Origin of the sequence: Photobacterium sp. WH24 (assembly GCF_019204055.1) — a bacterium.
Lineage (GTDB): Bacteria > Pseudomonadota > Gammaproteobacteria > Enterobacterales > Vibrionaceae > Photobacterium > Photobacterium arenosum.
On record NZ_JAGSOZ010000012.1, the window covers coordinates 57,804 to 74,916 of the forward strand.

Annotated in this window: 13 protein-coding genes; 5 read left to right on the forward strand and 8 right to left on the reverse strand. The window is 48.7% G+C overall.

The features are described 5' to 3' along the window. The first annotated feature begins 243 nt into the window (after positions 1 to 243). From KCG43_RS14975 to phnR, 4 genes are all read left to right on the forward strand, one after another. Positions 244 to 1,257, forward strand: coding sequence for a putative 2-aminoethylphosphonate ABC transporter substrate-binding protein (locus KCG43_RS14975; RefSeq protein ID WP_192016666.1), 1,014 nt, complete (start codon positions 244 to 246; stop codon positions 1,255 to 1,257). 158 nt (positions 1,258 to 1,415) lie between these two features. After that, positions 1,416 to 2,492, forward strand: coding sequence for a putative 2-aminoethylphosphonate ABC transporter ATP-binding protein (locus KCG43_RS14980; protein WP_218385896.1), 1,077 nt, complete (start codon positions 1,416 to 1,418; stop codon positions 2,490 to 2,492). Between the two features lie 13 nt (positions 2,493 to 2,505). Further along, a complete protein-coding gene (locus KCG43_RS14985; RefSeq protein WP_218385897.1) occupies positions 2,506 to 4,236 on the forward strand; it encodes a putative 2-aminoethylphosphonate ABC transporter permease subunit in 1,731 nt (576 codons plus the stop codon). Positions 4,237 to 4,305: 69 nt separating this feature from the next. Next, complete coding sequence (gene phnR, locus KCG43_RS14990; RefSeq protein ID WP_192016669.1) at positions 4,306 to 5,004, forward strand: phosphonate utilization transcriptional regulator PhnR; 699 nt, start codon at positions 4,306 to 4,308, stop codon at positions 5,002 to 5,004. A gap of 113 nt (positions 5,005 to 5,117) precedes the next feature. On the opposite strand, the gene KCG43_RS14995 is transcribed toward phnR, so the two are convergent. From KCG43_RS14995 to KCG43_RS15010, 4 genes are all read right to left on the reverse strand, one after another. After that, complete coding sequence (locus KCG43_RS14995) at positions 5,118 to 5,882, reverse strand: amino acid ABC transporter ATP-binding protein (protein WP_218386011.1); 765 nt, start codon at positions 5,880 to 5,882, stop codon at positions 5,118 to 5,120. Between the two features lie 26 nt (positions 5,883 to 5,908). Next, positions 5,909 to 7,000 carry an amino acid ABC transporter permease gene (locus KCG43_RS15000; protein ID WP_218386013.1) on the reverse strand — a complete coding sequence of 364 codons (1,092 nt, stop codon included), beginning with the start codon at positions 6,998 to 7,000 and terminating at the stop codon, positions 5,909 to 5,911. A 14-nt stretch (positions 7,001 to 7,014) separates the two neighbouring features. Beyond that, entirely contained in the window at positions 7,015 to 8,274 is a 1,260-nt protein-coding gene (locus KCG43_RS15005; RefSeq protein WP_218385899.1) for an amino acid ABC transporter permease, read from the reverse strand. 108 nt (positions 8,275 to 8,382) lie between these two features. After that, positions 8,383 to 9,432 carry an amino acid ABC transporter substrate-binding protein gene (locus KCG43_RS15010; protein ID WP_192016671.1) on the reverse strand — a complete coding sequence of 350 codons (1,050 nt, stop codon included), beginning with the start codon at positions 9,430 to 9,432 and terminating at the stop codon, positions 8,383 to 8,385. A 596-nt stretch (positions 9,433 to 10,028) separates the two neighbouring features. Here KCG43_RS15010 and KCG43_RS15015 point away from each other — a divergent pair. After that, positions 10,029 to 11,336 carry an oligosaccharide flippase family protein gene (locus KCG43_RS15015; RefSeq protein WP_218385902.1) on the forward strand — a complete coding sequence of 436 codons (1,308 nt, stop codon included), beginning with the start codon at positions 10,029 to 10,031 and terminating at the stop codon, positions 11,334 to 11,336. Positions 11,337 to 11,406: 70 nt separating this feature from the next. Here the strand turns inward: KCG43_RS15015 and KCG43_RS15020 are convergent, their stop codons facing one another. The 4 genes from KCG43_RS15020 to KCG43_RS15035 form a co-directional block, all read right to left on the reverse strand. Beyond that, positions 11,407 to 14,163: an immune inhibitor A domain-containing protein gene (locus KCG43_RS15020; RefSeq protein ID WP_218385904.1), complete on the reverse strand. Its 2,757-nt coding sequence runs from the start codon at positions 14,161 to 14,163 to the stop codon at positions 11,407 to 11,409. A 94-nt stretch (positions 14,164 to 14,257) separates the two neighbouring features. After that, the gene (locus tag KCG43_RS15025; protein WP_218385906.1) at positions 14,258 to 14,527 is read right to left on the reverse strand and encodes a hypothetical protein; all 270 of its coding nucleotides are present in this window, start codon (positions 14,525 to 14,527) and stop codon (positions 14,258 to 14,260) included. A 621-nt stretch (positions 14,528 to 15,148) separates the two neighbouring features. After that, the gene (locus KCG43_RS15030) at positions 15,149 to 15,586 is read right to left on the reverse strand and encodes a GNAT family N-acetyltransferase (protein ID WP_218385908.1); all 438 of its coding nucleotides are present in this window, start codon (positions 15,584 to 15,586) and stop codon (positions 15,149 to 15,151) included. A gap of 149 nt (positions 15,587 to 15,735) precedes the next feature. Continuing rightward, a complete protein-coding gene (locus KCG43_RS15035) occupies positions 15,736 to 17,097 on the reverse strand; it encodes a hypothetical protein (protein WP_218385910.1) in 1,362 nt (453 codons plus the stop codon). Between the last annotated feature and the right edge of the window lie 16 nt (positions 17,098 to 17,113).

The following is a 17,113-nucleotide window of genomic DNA, read 5'->3' on the forward strand; positions in this document are numbered from 1 at the left end:
CAGATTACGAAATCACTATAGCGATGGTGAACCGATGCTGTAAATGCGCCAGAGCCAGTCTTCATAAAAGTTTAATAATGGCAATGTTCGCCGATTTTCAACACAAATTTGCGCTGAATCACGATCACACAGTCCTCATGAAACTGACATCTGGCAATCATCGAACTGTCATAAATGGCACCTAGCATCTTCCGTGTCGAACCAATCTGGTACATACCACATTTACTTTTTTAGGAAGGACATATGAAAAAGACATGGCTTGTTGCACCACTGACGGCAATGATGGCACTGAGCAGCACCCACGCTTTCGCTTCACAGGAACTGACGGTATACACAGCGTTCGAAACGGACATGCTGGCGAAATTCAAAACCGGATTTGAAAAAGCAAACCCGGACATCAAGATCAAATGGGTACGGGATTCCACCGGCATCATGACGGCCAAGCTGCTGGCCGAAAAAGGTAACCCACGTGCAGATGTTGTATGGGGTCTGGCCGGTTCTTCTATGGCACTGCTGAAAGAAGAAGGTGTACTGAAACCTTATCAGCCAAAGGAGCTGAGCAAAATCCACAGCAATCTTATCGACCCGCAAGCCAACCCGGCCTGGTTTGGTAACGATGCTTTCTTTAATGCGGTCTGTTTCAATGAAAAAGTGGCCGAGCAACTGGGACTGAGCAAGCCGGCAACCTGGGATGACCTGCTCAAACCTGAGTACAAAGGCCATATTGCCATGCCAAACCCAGCCTCATCCGGCACAGGTTATATGCAGGTCTCTGCCTGGCTGCAAACCATGGGTGAGCAAAAAGGCTGGGATTATATGACCAGCCTGGATCAGAACATTGCTCATTACACTCACTCAGGTTCCAAGCCTTGCGTTCAGGCCGGTATGGGTGAAGTCGCGATTGGTATTTCGATGGCAATTCGTGGTGCCAAACTGAAATCTCAGGGGGCCCCTATCGACATCATCCTGCCTGAAGGTGGCGTAGGCTGGGAAGCGGAAGCCGTTGGCCTGGTCAACACCCAGTCTGATGCCGCAAAGCGTCTGGTTGACTGGTCTTTATCTAAAGATGCCAACCAGCTGTATAACGAGTTCTACCCGGTTGTCGGTCATAAAGACGTGAACAAACCCGTGAAAAACTACCCGAATGTTCAGCAGGCGATGGTGAAAATGGACTTTTCTAAAATGGCGGTCAGCCGTGAAGATGTGCTGAAAACCTGGTCGGATAAATTCGACGCGAAATCTGAACCACGCTCTTAACCGCACCCAATTCTATATCAAGGCAACCGCACGGGTTGCCTTTTTCATTTATCGGGCAGAACCGACTCGGCTGTCTTCTTATCGTCAAGCTTCTGTCATCGAAGTGTCACTCATTAGGTCTAAATTTGGTATATACCAAATAGAGAAATGACTTTGCTATGGAAACTTACCTGAAAATCTCACAAGTCGGTAAACAGTTTGGTCAGTTTACTGCGCTGAACAACATTTCACTGGATATCAACAAAGGCGAATTTATCTGTTTTCTTGGCCCTTCAGGCTGCGGAAAAACCACCTTGCTGCGTGCCATAGCCGGACTGGATCTGGCCAGCTCAGGCACGATTGAACAGGCAGGACGTGACATCACCTATCTGCCGCCGGAAAAACGGGACTTTGGTATTGTTTTTCAGTCTTACGCTCTGTTTCCGAATCTGACTGTCTATGAAAACCTGAGCCTCGGATTACGCAATCAGGGGAAATCTGTGGCAGAAACAGACAGTATCGTCAGCCAGTGGCTGGAAACCATTGCCCTGCCGACCGCCGGTAATAAATACCCAAGCCAGTTATCCGGCGGACAACAGCAACGGGTAGCACTGGCCCGTGCCTTATCATTATCACCAGGATTGTTACTGCTTGATGAACCGCTTTCGGCCCTTGATGCAAAAGTGCGTTCTCATTTACGCGAAGAGATCCGCCGCTTACAACGCAAGCTGGGTATTACGACCATTATGGTGACGCACGATCAGGAAGAAGCGCTCGCGATGGCCGACCGTATCGTGGTCATGAATCACGGCTGTATCGAACAGGTCGGCACCCCACAGGAAATCTATCAGAACCCGAGTTCCCGTTTTGTCGCTGAGTTTGTCGGTCAGATGAATTTCTTACCGGCCTCTGTGGTGAGCGAGCAGCAAATGCGAATCGGTGAAAGCCTGCTGCCGCTTCCGGCCGCTCAATTCCAGCGCGGCGAGCAGGTCGAGTTAGGTCTCAGACCGGAAGATCTGCATTTTCTGCCCGCCGGTGAGAAGAGTGACAGCAGCGTGCTGGTACGGATAGACGAACTGGAATTTCAGGGCACTTTCATGCGTGCCGACTGCCAGCTCCAGGGCGCGCATCAGCTGCCGACGATCAAGGTGGATGTCCCTATCCGGGAGACACGTAACCTTGGCCTGAGCCGTGGCCATTATCTGCAGTTGCACATTGCCGATAAGCATACCCATATCTACCGCCAAAGCCGATAAGCAGGACGTCACCATGACTCAACTGACCCGACCGCTTCCTACGTCAAAATCCGGTCTTTTACAATCCATCACTCGTCTGCGCCATCACTTTAGTCGTGACAACGTCACTCTGGCCGTGCTCTTAGTGATATTTAGCGCACTGATGGCGGCTTTTATCGTCGCGCCACTGCTTGCTATGCTGCAAAAAAGTGTACAGAACGCTGAGGGCGACTTTGTCGGCCTGGCCAATTTTGCCACCTATTTTGCTTCACCTGCCCTGTGGCAGTCATTGCAAAATACCGTGGTAATCGGTGTGGTTGTCACTGTCATTGTTGGCCTGCTGGCTTTTGGTTTTGCCTTTGCCTTAACCCGCAGCTGTATGCCATTCAAAGGCGTCTTTACCGTCATCGGTTCTGCCCCCATTCTGGCGCCATCACTGTTACCTGCCATCAGTCTGATCTATCTGTTCGGTAATCAGGGCATCGCCAAAGAGATGCTGTTCGGCCACAGTATTTACGGCCCCATTGGCATTGCGATTGGCCTGGTGTTATGGACCTTCCCTCATGCTTTGATGATCATCAGTACATCGCTGAAGACATCCGATGCCAGGCTCTACGAAGCTGCTAAAGCGCTCAATACATCCAGTGTGCGCACTTTCTTTCTGGTTACTTTGCCGGGGGCGAAATACGGCCTGATCAGCGCCTTGATCGTAGTATTTACCCTGGTTGTCTGCGACTTTGGTGTCCCTAAAGTCATTGGCGGTCAATACAATGTGTTGGCAACAGACATTTTCAAACAAGTGGTCGGGCAGCAAAACTTCGCCATGGGTGCAGTAACGTCTGTCATGCTGTTACTGCCCGCTTTGCTGGCCTTTGCCGGCGATCGCTGGGTACAGAAAAAACAGCAGAACCTGTTCGATGCCCGTTCAGTAGCTTACCAGCCAGAGCCTAACCGCCTCCGTGACGGCGCATGTTTGCTGTTCTGCTCGCTGATCTCACTGGCGATTCTGAGTGTCATTGCCATGGCGGTGTACGGCTCTCTGGTCACATTCTGGCCATGGAACACGGCATTGAGTCTGAACAACTATAACTTTACTGAATTCAGTACCTACGGCTGGGCACCGTATTTCAGTTCACTGAAACTGGCTGGAATGGTCGCACTGGCAGGGACACTGGTGATTTTTACCTGCGCCTACTGCATTGAAAAAGGGCAAAGTTTCGCCCCACTGCGTAACCTGCTGCAAATGCTGGCGATTCTGCCGATGGCTGTACCGGGTATGGTATTAGGGCTGGGCTACATCTTTTTCTTCAACCACAGCGACAATCCGCTGTCCTGGATTTACGGCACACTGACCATACTGGTGGTCAATACCATTACTCACTACTACACAGTCGGCCATATGACCGCAGTGACAGCGCTGAAACAGTTGCCGGGCGAAATCGAAGCGATCTCTGCATCGCTCAACATTCCTCAGTTCAAGACGTTCCTGAAAGTCACTATCCCTGTGTGTACCCCAGCCATTTTAGAGATTGCGACCTACCTGTTTGTGAATGCGATGACCACCACATCGGCCATTGTTTTTCTGTATGCCTCAGACACCATGCCTGCATCCGTGTCTGTCCTGAATATGGACGATGCCGGTCAAACCGGTCCTGCCGCCGCGATGGCGGTTATGATCCTGCTGACTGCGGCTGCAGTGAAACTCATGCATCTTGGTGCAAACTGTCTGAGTGATAAATACACCCAAGCCTGGCGTAACCGCTGATGACTCTGTGAAAACAGACTTTATAATAGCTAACCAATTGAACCCTGGTCGGCAACGGGAAGGATTAACGTGCAATATTTAAGAATCATGGAAGCCATCAACGAACAGATTGATGCCGGGCTTCTGGCAGGCGGGCACAAACTGCCTGCTGAACGTAAGCTGGCGGAGTCTTTCAACACCACACGCGTCACTCTGCGTGAGTCGCTGGCCTTGCTCGAAGCCGAAGGTAAGCTGTATCGGGAAGATCGCCGCGGCTGGTTTGTCTCACCGGTACCGCTTTTGTACGATCCGACGTACACCACGGATTTTCCGGCCATGGCCAAAGCACAAGGTCGCGAAGCGCGTTCTGAGCTGCTCTCCGCCAAGCGTGTGCCTGCCAGCCGGCGCGCCGCCTCGCTGCTGAATGTCAAACCACTGACCGAAGTGTACCGCATCGACCGACTGCGATTTCTTGATAATCGTCCGGTCGTGGTGGTCACAAATTTTATCTCACCCTCCCATTTCCCTGATTTGTTCGAGCACAATATTATCGACTCGCTCACGACTACGTACCGTGAGCAATACGGCGTGATTTATTCCAAAACCCGGTTCCGGGTTCGCTCTACATCCCTGATGGCGGAAACCGCCCATCATCTCAGGGCAACATCCGGCACACCCGCCATGTTTGTCGAACGGGTAAACTACGACCAGAGCGGCAACCTGATTGACTGCGATTTAGAATACTGGCGCCACGACGCAATTTTGATTGAGTCGACGGCGACGATTTAACGGGTTATCCGCCAGTGCGCTACGCCCTCTTTAGCTGACAAAAAATGGCGCCTGAAAAGGCGCCATGACAATCGTTCTTTCCGTCACCTAAAAGCCGCTTCAGGGATGGAAAATCAGTGAATAATCTGCTGCAGGAAGTTTTGCGTGCGGTCAAACTGCGGGTTACTGAAGAACGCCTCCGGGGCATTCTGCTCAATAATTTCACCTGCATCCATGAAGATCACACGATCCGCCACTTCGCGGGCAAAACCCATTTCATGCGTCACACAGAGCATGGTCATGCCGTCTTCTGCCAGCTCAACCATCACATCCAATACCTCGCGAACCATTTCCGGATCAAGGGCTGACGTCGGCTCATCGAACAGCATGATTTGCGGCTCCATACACAATGAGCGGGCAATCGCCACACGCTGCTGCTGACCACCGGACAGCTGGCCCGGAAACTTATGTGCCTGCTCGGCAATCCGTACCCGCTCCAGGTACTTCATTGCCAGGGCTTCAGCTTCTTGCTGCGACTTTTTCTTCACCCACGTCTGCGCCAGCGTACAGTTTTCCAGCACACTCAGATGGGGAAACAAGTTAAAGTGCTGAAAACACATACCGACTTCGCGACGTACCAGCTCGATATTTTTCAGATCGTCCTTCAGCTCTGTCCCGGCGACAACGATGTCGCCGCGCTGGTGTTCTTCCAAATGGTTGATACAGCGAATCATGGTCGATTTACCCGAGCCGGAAGGCCCGCAGATCACAATTTTTTCGCCCTGTTCCACTTCCAGGTTAATGTTTTTCAACACATGGAACTCACCATACCACTTGTTGACATCTTTCAGACGGATGACAGGTTCTTTGTCCGAACTCTGGTTCACTTTTTCAATCATAGACATCCTAACTTCCTTGTAATTGATCAATGCCCGGTATGGAGTTTGTTTTCCAGATAAAGGCTATAACGTGACATTCCAAAGCACATCACCCAGAAAATGAAGGCCGCAAATAAATAACTTTCTGTTGAGAAGCCGAGCCAGGCCGGATCACTGTTCGCCGACTGAGCGATGCCCAGTACATCAAACATACCGATAATCAGCACCAGGCTGGTATCTTTGAGCAAGGCAATAAAGGTATTGACGATCGACGGAATACTGACTTTCAGCGCCTGGGGCAGAATAACTAAACGCATCATTTTCCAGTAGCCCAAACCCAGCGCTTCCGCCGCTTCGTACTGCCCTTTAGAAATAGACTGTAAACCGCCCCTTATCGCTTCGGCCATGTAGGCCGAGTTAAAGAGCACCACACCAATCAGCGCACGCAGTAATTTGTCGATTTCCGTGCCGCCAGAGAGGAACAAGGGCAGCATGACAGACGCCATGAAAAGGACGGTAATTAATGGCACGCCACGCCAGAACTCGATATACACAGTACTTATGCTGCGGATAACCGGCATGTCTGAGCGTCGCCCGAGCGCCAGCAATACACCAAAAGGCAGAGAAGCGAGTATGCCTGTCAGCGCGATAATCAGAGTGACCATCAGCCCGCCCCACTGGTGCGTCTCGACAGTTTCCAGGCCGAATGTACCGCCGTGTAACAGCATGGCTGACAAAACAGGAAACGGGATCAGGGTGATCAGTAACGCCCATTTTTTATAGGGGATACGATCCACCAGCAACCACAGGATTAACCCTGCTGTGGCTGCAAAAAACACCACAGGTCGCCAGATCTCCGATTCCGGATAAAAACCAAACATGAACTGTTCGAACCGTGCCTGAATAAATACCCAGCACGCGCCTTCCCGGGTACAGGCATCACGGGTTGAGCCAATAAAATCCGCATCCAGTACGGCCCACTGGAGAACCTGTTCAGCCCAGGTAACAACCAGCCAGAGCAGCCCCAGTGTGACCACTGTATTGACCGGACCGGCAAACAGGTTTTTGCGTAACCAGCCGCCCACACCCGTTAACTTTGCCGGCGGTGCTTCTGAAGGCGTAAAATCAAATGTTTTCATCATGCTACCTCTTACTACCTTTCCACCAACGCAATCTTGCGGTTATACATATTCATCAAAAGTGACGTCAGTAAACTCAGCGCAAGATACACTGCCATTGTCATCGCAATAATTTCAATGGCCTGCCCTGTCTGATTCAGGGTCGTACCGGCAAACACAGACACCAGATCCGGGTAGCCTATCGCCATGGCAAGCGAAGAGTTTTTAACCAGATTCAGGTACTGGCTGGTCAGAGGCGGCACAATGACACGCAATGCCTGCGGGATAACAATCAACCTGAGCGTATGCGAACTTTTCAGCCCCAGCGAATGCGCGGCTTCCGTCTGTCCATGACTGACAGCCATAATCCCCGAACGAACAATTTCAGCAATAAAAGAAGCGGTATAAATACTCAATGCAACCAGTAAAGCAAACAGCTCAGGCATAACAGAAATACCGCCACGAAAGTTAAAACCTTTCAGCTCGGGATATTCCAGTGACACAGGCTGACCCGACACAAAATACGTCAGCACAGGCAAGACCAGCAGCATGCCAAGGGAATAGCGCCAGGTCGGACGCTGCTCCCCCGTGGCCTTCTGATGCCGGCTGGCCCGGATATGAACAGCGACACCCGCAATCACACTGATTACGACAACAGCGAGTACCATCCAGGCGCCTTGCTCATAAACAGGTGCTGGCACATACAGGCCACGCACATTCAGGAACGCGGCTTCACCCAATGACAATGATTGTCTTGGCGAAGGTAAGGCACGCAGAACAACGAAATACCAGAAAAGAATTTGCAGCAATAGCGGCACATTTCGGAACACTTCGATATACACAGCAGCCAGGCGGCTTAACAACCAGTTTTTTGATAAGCGGGCAATGCCAATAACGAAACCCAGCGTTGTTGCCAGCACTATGCCAAGAATACCGACCAATGCTGTATTCAGTAATCCAACAATAAAAGTCCGGCCGTAGCTATAGGTCTCGTCATATTCAATGAGCGACATGCCAATACCGAAACCAGCGGTTTGATCCAAAAAATTAAAACCGGTTGCGATTCCCCTTTGCGCTAAATTATCCAGTGCATTGCTGACAACGGTATATAAGAACACACCGATGGCCAGAATAAGCAATGACTGAAAAAAAACGGCACGAGCACCCGGATGATAAATTAAAGAACGGAGGTTCAAGGAAGGTGTTTCAGAAACGGCGGCGTTTTTTTCGCCCGTCGTTCCATTCTTTTTGTCTTTTTCGGTGACAGCATCGAATTCAACTTCACTCAGTGCCATACAACTACCCTGTTAAGCAAATGGATTCTCATCTTTTCATCGTTAATGAAAAGCTGTTCCAATCAGGCGGGGAAATATCCCCGCCACGTATTGAATAATAACCGGTAATTAACGGACAGGTGGCGCGTACATGATCCCGCCGTCTTTCCAAAGGGCATTAAGACCACGGGCAATTTTCAGTGGTGAGCCGGCACCAACATTTCGCTCAAAGCTGTCGCCATAGTTACCCACTTGCTTGATAACCTGATAAGACCAATCGTCAGCAAGACTCAGGCCGGCACCTTTAGGGCCATCCAGACCTAAAATACGGCGTACGTTTGGATCGGTCGATTTCAGTTTGGCATCAACATTGCTCTGATTAATACCGTACTCTTCGGCATTCACCATCACGCTCAGTGTCCACTTCACGATGTTGAACCACTTGTCATCACCCTGACGTACAACCGGACCTAACGGTTCCTTTGAAATGACTTCAGGCAACACAACCGCTGACGATGGGTTGGCCAGTTTGATACGCAGTGAATACAGCTGAGACTGATCTGAGGTCAGCACATCACAACGCCCTGCTTCGAATCCTTTTACCGTCTGATCGGACGTATCAAAAACGACGGGCTTAAAGCTCATGTCGTTAGTGCGGAAGTAATCGGCCAGATTCAGCTCTGTTGTGGTACCAGACTGAATACAGACTGACGCACCATCCAGCTCTTTCGCAGACTTCACTCCTAACTCTTTACTGACCATAAAGCCTTGGCCGTCGTAATAGTTCACGCCGACAAAATTCAGCCCCAGGGCCGTGTCACGTTGCAGTGTCCATGTTGTATTACGGGACAGCACATCCACTTCGCCAGATTGCAGCGCGGTAAAACGCTCTTTGGCCGTCAACGGGATATATTGCACTTTACTGGCATCTTTCAGAACTGCAGATGCAACGGCACGACAGAATTCAACATCAATACCTTCCCAGTTCCCTTTGGCGTCGGTATTTGAAAAACCTGGCAGCCCAGTGCTGACACCGCACTTAAGCACACCGGCTTGTTTTACTTTATCTAATGTTTCAGATCCTGAAGCCATTTCGGCATGAGCGCTTGCAGAAATACCTGCCAGCATCAGAGATGAAGCAATTAAAGAAGCTGAAAAAAGGTTTCTTTTGTTTTTCATAAAGACTTCCTGTCTGTTGTGTTGACTAACCTGAATGGTTATTTGTGCTGTTTTAATATTTGTAAATCGCACTCACATGTTTCAGTTGCATATGACTACGATCCCATTCTTTATGCTGTGTTATGCATAAATAACCGCACTAACTCAGCATTTTCATACGATAGGTAATCTATCGCATCCTTATTTAACATTCTTATAGCATTTGACATGCCAAAACACCGACAAGATCTCATTCAACTTCATTTGGGTTTATTATCTGAACATTGATTAAAAAGGCAGGATAAAAAGCCGCAAAAGCAACAAAAGTAAAGATGATAAAAATATTAATAATTTTGATATTTTCAAAGCGCACTTTAATTGTGCATGGACTGCACATTTTGCGTATAAACAATGATTTTGACTTGCACAATAACAGGGCATCCACTACTGATATTTCACCAATTATGCTCATGAATTAACATTATTCCCTTTTTCATTTCTTCATTGCAGCGATCATTGAGCATAGTGTGACAGGTGAAACTGAACTGGTCGGGTTCTTTACATAGTCAAACACAGGCATAATTCATTGTGTTTTTATTTTGACGGATACCTGATCAATGCGTTCATCGCCGGTTAATTCTCACTCAGATTATTTAAAATCAGGCAGCTTAATTTTATTCTTTAGCCTGGGTCTTGGCTTCATCGCAGACTACCTGTTTAACCTGACACTCAGTCAGGCACTTTCCAGTCATGAATACGGCGATTACAAAGTCGCTTATGCCTTTGCTACTTTAACCAGTATGATCATCTTATTAGGCGGTGATCGGGTTGCTCCACGAGTGCTGTCCGGCGCCATCGAGAATAAAGACCGCCACTATATCGTCTCTTTTCTTCTTTTCTATGGCGGCATCGCCATGCTGTTTTCAGCCTTCGTCATACTGGCCACTTACTTAGGTGGGGTACTGCATCTGGGAAAAACGGATGTGCTGGGCCATCACCCGCTGATGATAATCACATTTGTCATCCCCCTGATTGCCATTGGCGCTCTGTTTAGCCGTGTACTGCAATCGGCAAAATTGCTGGCAGCTTCTAACCTGCCCTGGCGGATTGCACTGCCTGCGATTAAAACCTGTCTCTTGTTACTGCTAATGTCGGCGATTAGCGAGGTGGAGTATTGGCATGTCATTGTGACCGGAGGCTTCACCGTTGCCGCTATCGTGATCTGGCAATGGCATAAAATCCGTCAATTGGACTTGATAAGTGCTGACCACTATCGCGCAAATGTCCTTGAAAAACGCAGGCTGTTAAGTCTGTCCGTTCCTATGATGCTCGCCATGTTGGTGACCATGGCTTTAAATCAAATTGACCTTTTTATGCTGGAAATTCTGGCCGATGAACAAGATGTCGGACACTTTGCAGCAGCGGCCACCACAGCCCACTTATTGCCTGTGGCCCAGGTCACGATTGCTGGTTTATTTCTTCCGCTTATTGGCCCGGCGCTCGATGACTGCCCTGACAGCGCCAAAGCCCTGTTCCTGCAGGCACAACGCCTCATTGTTATTGTGACTGTTATACTGACTGCCGCTGTGCTGGCTGTTGGGCCATGGTTATTAACCTTCTTTGGCGATGATTTCGCGCAGGCGGCGCTCTCGCTCAATGTGCTGACAGCCGCATACAGTGTCTGGGCCATGAGTGCTTTCGCCTCAACCTGGCTGCAATACAACGGTAAAGGCCGGCAAGTCATGATTATCGGCGTGCTTACCCTGCTGACAGACACGCTGGCGAATCTGTGGCTCATCCCTGAATTGGGCATGACAGGGGCAGCCATGGCAACATGTCTGGCAATGTTTGTTGCCTCTGCTCTGACCTGGCATCAATTGATCGCGATGCATACAGGAAAATCTCCGCTTCAGATCCCGCGTTAAATCAGGATCAAAAAAAGAGCGCAACCAGACTGGCTGCGCTCAAAACTGCAGGAGCTAAACAGAACTTTCGTTACAGATTAACCGTTATCGCTTTTGACGTAATGCCACCATCATTATCGATAATTTTGATTGTGACTTCATGCTGACCATAGCTCGGGAAAATCGAAGTAAACACACGACCTCGTTTCACCTTGCCATTCGGCAACGTCCACTCGGTATCCACGATACGGCCATCACTGTCTGTGCTGGTTGACCACATAGTGACCCAGCGACCCAGATGAATATATTTCGCGCTTGCTTCAGGCAAGGCATTCGGTGTCTCGACAGTGACTGTGTAACTAAAGGTATCGGTCGCCCCTTTGTCATCGGTTACCGTTAAGCTGACCGGATAACTGCCAGCTTGCTGATATTGCCAGACTGGCGCTTCTTCACTGCTGGTTTGGCCGTTGCCGAAATCCCATTGGTAGGCTGTAATCTGACCATCAGGATCTACACTCAGGTTATTCGCTGATACCGTCAGGCCATCAACATTCAGCTCAAAACTCGCGGTTGGCAACTCATTGTGCGACGCAGCTTTAGATAAGCGCACCACGCCAAACTCGTTGTTCGGGCCTTGCTCGACAACATCAATCATCAGGCCAAATTCAGTCAGCTTGCGACCTGAATCCGGGGCCATCGGAGAGCTGTAATCTTCCGCATCAGAGAAGTAGGCATTACCAATCAGGCTGCTGTCTTCCAGCACATCCCCGCTGCTGTTTACCAAACGCAACGGCGCCTGATCCTGCAATGAGAATGCTGCGTCGCGTACCTGGAACCGCGTCTGTGCCGCCTGGCCAGAGCCAGTCCAAACCAGCGCATTCTGATCCGCATCAACAACGCCTAACCAGCCTTCACCGGGGTGTTTGCCTACCCAGTTGTCCGTCATCGACTCATCGACATACCAAACAATCAAACCAGGCTCAAAGGTCATGATCTGGCCCATGCGTTTGATATTTGCCAGGCCTTCATCGACACCTGTATGGCTACGCCATTGCAGCAGGTAATAATGCGCGGCATCGTGGTAGCCATCAGACAACTTGTAGCCTGCAAAGGCAAAGCTTGAGCCGGATTCGCCATTGTCAATCGCGGTAACAGCGCCATCTACATCCAGAACCATATTGTCCAGATACAGACCATCCATCGCCAGACCGCCGTCTGTCACATAATCAAAGCTCAGCGAAATTTCCTGACCGGCATAGGCCGCCAAATCAAATTCAGCATCAATCCAGCCATTTGAATCACCGCCAATCGCTGGTGCCAGACCTGTGTTATACGGATCATCCATGGAAGTGACATTGCCGCTGATTGGCTTGCCATTAACCAGAACACGGGCAAAATCGTAGTCTTTTTCTATCTGATACCAGGCTTTGAATTTCAGTGTCGCTTTTGCGCCCGCAGGAACAGTCAGTTTGCGAGTCATGCTGTTACGCAGATCATCGCCTTTACCCGAATGGAACGAGTACTGGCCTTCGAACGGTTTCAGTGTCTCTATGCGTTTATTTGGCAGTGAGACTTTCACCATGTTAGGTTTTTTGGTGTCTGTCGTCTGGAACAGGGTAAAGTCACGCGGGGCATTTTCCAGCTCGCTGATAGCAACCTGCTGATCATTAACCCACTGTCCGCCAATAGACTGCTGCAAGAATTGCTTCGCCCAGGAGCTGAACGCAGTAGGCTGCGTACCGCCTATCTTACCGGCCCAGCTGCCCGAGGACATGATGGACCAATAAGAAACAGGTTCGCCCTGCCCGGTATATTGGGTGTCGTACTCGTCCGGCAGTCCAAGATCGTGGCCGTATTCGTGGGCACACACACCTGCTGCTGCATCAATAGGCTGAACCGTGTAATCGTAGGCAGCATACTGGCCGTTAAAGCGTCCCGGCACTGTACTCTTGGTGCCTGCCAGCACGTGATACTGGCCAAGGTTGAAGCGGTGCGACCAGATTGCGTTTGCGCCCAGCACACCGCCGCCAGCTTCTTCGCCGACAGAAGAGTGGAATATCATCAGGTGATCGATCACGCCATCAGGTTCACGATAATTACCGTCACCATCGTAATCGTAGCGGTCTTCTACATCGTAGTCGGCCAGGTTAATCGTCGGATCCTGCGCCAATTGGTTCAGGGCTTCACGCACCAGTTCCTGTGCATTCAGATCGTTATCCGTTGTGGGTGAATTACCACCATAAAAAGCCGCATTTTTCGATGCGCGATACCAACCGGCAGCCTGTCCCATTACCGAGTAGGAATCCCCGGACTCCGCCTCGTAAAACTGACGCATTGAAATCAGGTTTTCACCGTTTGGTCCGGTATATCCGGCCCCTGAAAACAGCAGATCCTGATAATGGCCCGGTTCATAGCTGTCATACAGCATCTCTGTATGGTCTTTCGTCAGGCGATTGTCATTCCATGGCAGATCAGGGAAATCAATTAACAATGCCAGCACTTTATCTGTTCGCTTCTGGCCAACATCCAGTGCAAAAATATTGGCACGCTGGTTGCCTTTATTTTTCTGAATCGCCTTTAGCACTTTGGCTCTTTTTTCTAAGGCCTGTTTACCAAATTGCGCATCCCCTTTAAAACCTGAACGTATTTTATTATCCAGATATTTATCCAGTGCGTGACGCTTCTGCTCCTCTGAAGCATCCGCTTCAACAACACCATTTCTTACCAGCATTTCAATGAGTTTATCTTCATTAACAACGCCCATATCAGCGGGTGTATGCGCATAGCCACTACCACTAAATAAAGTGAACATTGCTGAAGCCAGCAATGTTTTCTTCATATGTTTCATTTACTGTCCTTATTTATTATTTCCATCGTGAAGCTGTCAAAACCCCGGCTGAGCACATTGTGCTCAGCGGTTAACAACATTATTTAATGCGTTATTATTCTGGTGAAATACACGTTTTTTTGGTGTCGTCCAAAGTGTCTGGTTGTCCGGTTGTGTCATTGGCTTTTTGCTTTTTATCTTTCATCGTAGCTTTACGATGTAAGTAAATTCGCAATGCTTCCTGTTTTTCCGTGTATGAGAGCCCTTTGCAAATAATGCCCTGCTCTTCTAATGCACGAAGTAATCGCTCATCGTCCGGCTGAACCTGAGCAAGGGATATCTGTGGACAAACCCACAAAATGATGAATAACCATGCACGTTTCACGACTGACCTCAACACATGTAAACAATGTGTAACAAACTATATGCAACGATATTGCCCATCAATATGCCAAAACGGTCTGTTTGGCTGAGCATCACAACTTAAACATAAACAGTAAACTATCTATAATGAACCAATCATTGAAATATCAACTATTTAGTCAAAACAGGAGCATAAATAGCTAACATATCTATCACTAAGTAAAGATCACTTTGAACAAAAGTTCCTTTCGTTCGAGCAACAATCACCTTCATTCTTATATCGTTATAATAAAAACCACCAATACAGGTCGGATCAGTATGCATTTATATTCTGAAATATTGTGTAACTATTTTGTGTGATTTATTTGACGCGCGTCGAGAAAATGCTTCTATTACTATCAATAAGCGAAAAATGAATGAATACCAGTGAATTACGCTGCCATTTTAATAGAGTGCTTAGCTAACAAAGAATATTTAAGGTATGTACTAAGCCGCGACTCAACATGAATAAAAAACGGCGGCGATAAAGTGTACATCGCGGTAAAAGAAAATATTAGAGAACGTTTATGTTTCGAACAAAAAGGAATCAGCCTCACCCTGAACAGATAAGGGCTGATTAACAGAAGAGATTAACGATCGACAATTAGCCGATCGGCAGGACAAATTTAAACGACTCATGGTGAAAGCCGGCATTCACATAAAAAGCATGAGTGTCCTCTCGTGTCACTGAACTGGTGACTTCAATACAAACACAGTCACGCTCCACCGCGTTGATTCTGGCATATTCAAGCAACTCTGAGCCTATCCCCTTATTTCGGTGTTGAGCATCAACCACCAAAGCAGTGATACGGGCATACCGCGCAGCCGAAGGAAAATAGTCAAAAAAGATCAGCGACATCACCGCCACTAACTGATCGTTTATTTCAGCTACCGTTATCAGTTCAGAATCGGAATCCGCAAGATAAATCATCTTCTCGAGGCGCGCCGGCTCGGCGTCATAACCTAGCTGGGCCAACAGCAGTGACAGCTGATGTGCATCGCCCGATCTGGCTGGTCTGAAATTGACTTGAGCATCTTGCATATCACCGCCCTTACTGCAAAGTGAGAAATAAAAGTAAGCTATCGAGTAACTTACCTTATTTCTCACTTCATCGTCATGACCCGACTCATGAAATCACGGCTTCCAGCGTGTGTAAACGAAAACACGGTTTGAGAGACTGGTTCAGGTGATCACTGCCATTTGTCGTATAAGGCATTCGCTAACACTTTGTTTTGTGTCATGAGTACAGATTGCGAAAGGCCTTCTACAAAGAGTAAAGTTACCCCACCCTTCGATTCTTCAGTGCCCAGAATCATTGCATTCTCATTTCCGAAATGAACCGTAAGGGTCTGGTTGCCTTCCGGGTTGGCTGTAAAGCTCCAGTCCGCTTCATAGGCTGCTGAATTCATCGGATTGATCATCACTCGTGTTTCTGAAATAAAGGTCAGCTCATTGAGCTCAGGTACATGGGGTTCATTAGGTTTCGCACCCGGCCCGGCCGCGTCTTGCAGAAAATACCAAGTTTGACCGACAAAATCGTCTAGCGTTAAATCTGTTGTCTGATCAAAAAAGTCTGTCTCGTTATACCAGAAAATCAGATACTTTCTTGACTCATAGACATACAGATAAGCGAGAGCAATATCAGGCGTCACATAAAGAAATTCTATTTCGTTATCAAGATCAGCAGCAATTTTCATTGAGGTACCTGAAACCTCATAAGGCGCATCCGGGCGGATAAAGTTCAGCGAGCTTTCAGTTACCTTTCCATCACGAAACACCAAGCGATGAGGAATGGCTTCTGATACGTTCAGGAAATCAAGGAAAATTGCGCTCTGCCCTTCCAGGAAGGGCTGGATACCTTTCACACGGTCGGAGCGACTGAACTGCCCGCTTTTTTTATCCAGCGTTAAAGTGACGGCATCAAAATCAGCGTGATTGTTTTCCAGCTCCTGAACTTTGTTTTTCAGGTTCTGAATCCAGATTTTCTGCCCTTCCAGATCATTTTCAGACAGGGTTGCACCGAGCATCGCATTCATCGTCCGCGCATACAAATGGACTTTCTTGGCATCAGGATTCGACGATTTTAAAGCCACATAATCCTGATTGAGCAGACTGGCATCCAGATTCAGACTGGCCGCATAATCGGCAAGACTTAGATCGTTTAAATAAGCCAGGGTCGAAAAAGGGGTCAGGATTGTCTGACCGGCAGGCGCATAGAGTTCCGCATCCTGCCAGACAAAACCTGGATGATCGCTGTCTGAAGATTCACCGGCAATTACTCTGGCAATCAACGGGTACTGGCTGTCACTTGCAGAAATGGTGATTTGACCGTTGCCATTGGTTTTTGCGGTTAACAGTTCGCCTGTATTACAGTGCGCATTGCGATTTCGGTCGACACACAGTTGTGCATTCGACAAATAACCGTCGATCACCTGAACAGTGACCTTGCCGTCGATATCCTTACCATTGTCATCGTTATTGCCAGAGTCCGAACCACCACACCCCGATAAAATAGCTGTTGTCACCGCAACAGCAAAAAGCGATTTCCTCATGCGCGCCCCTCAAAAA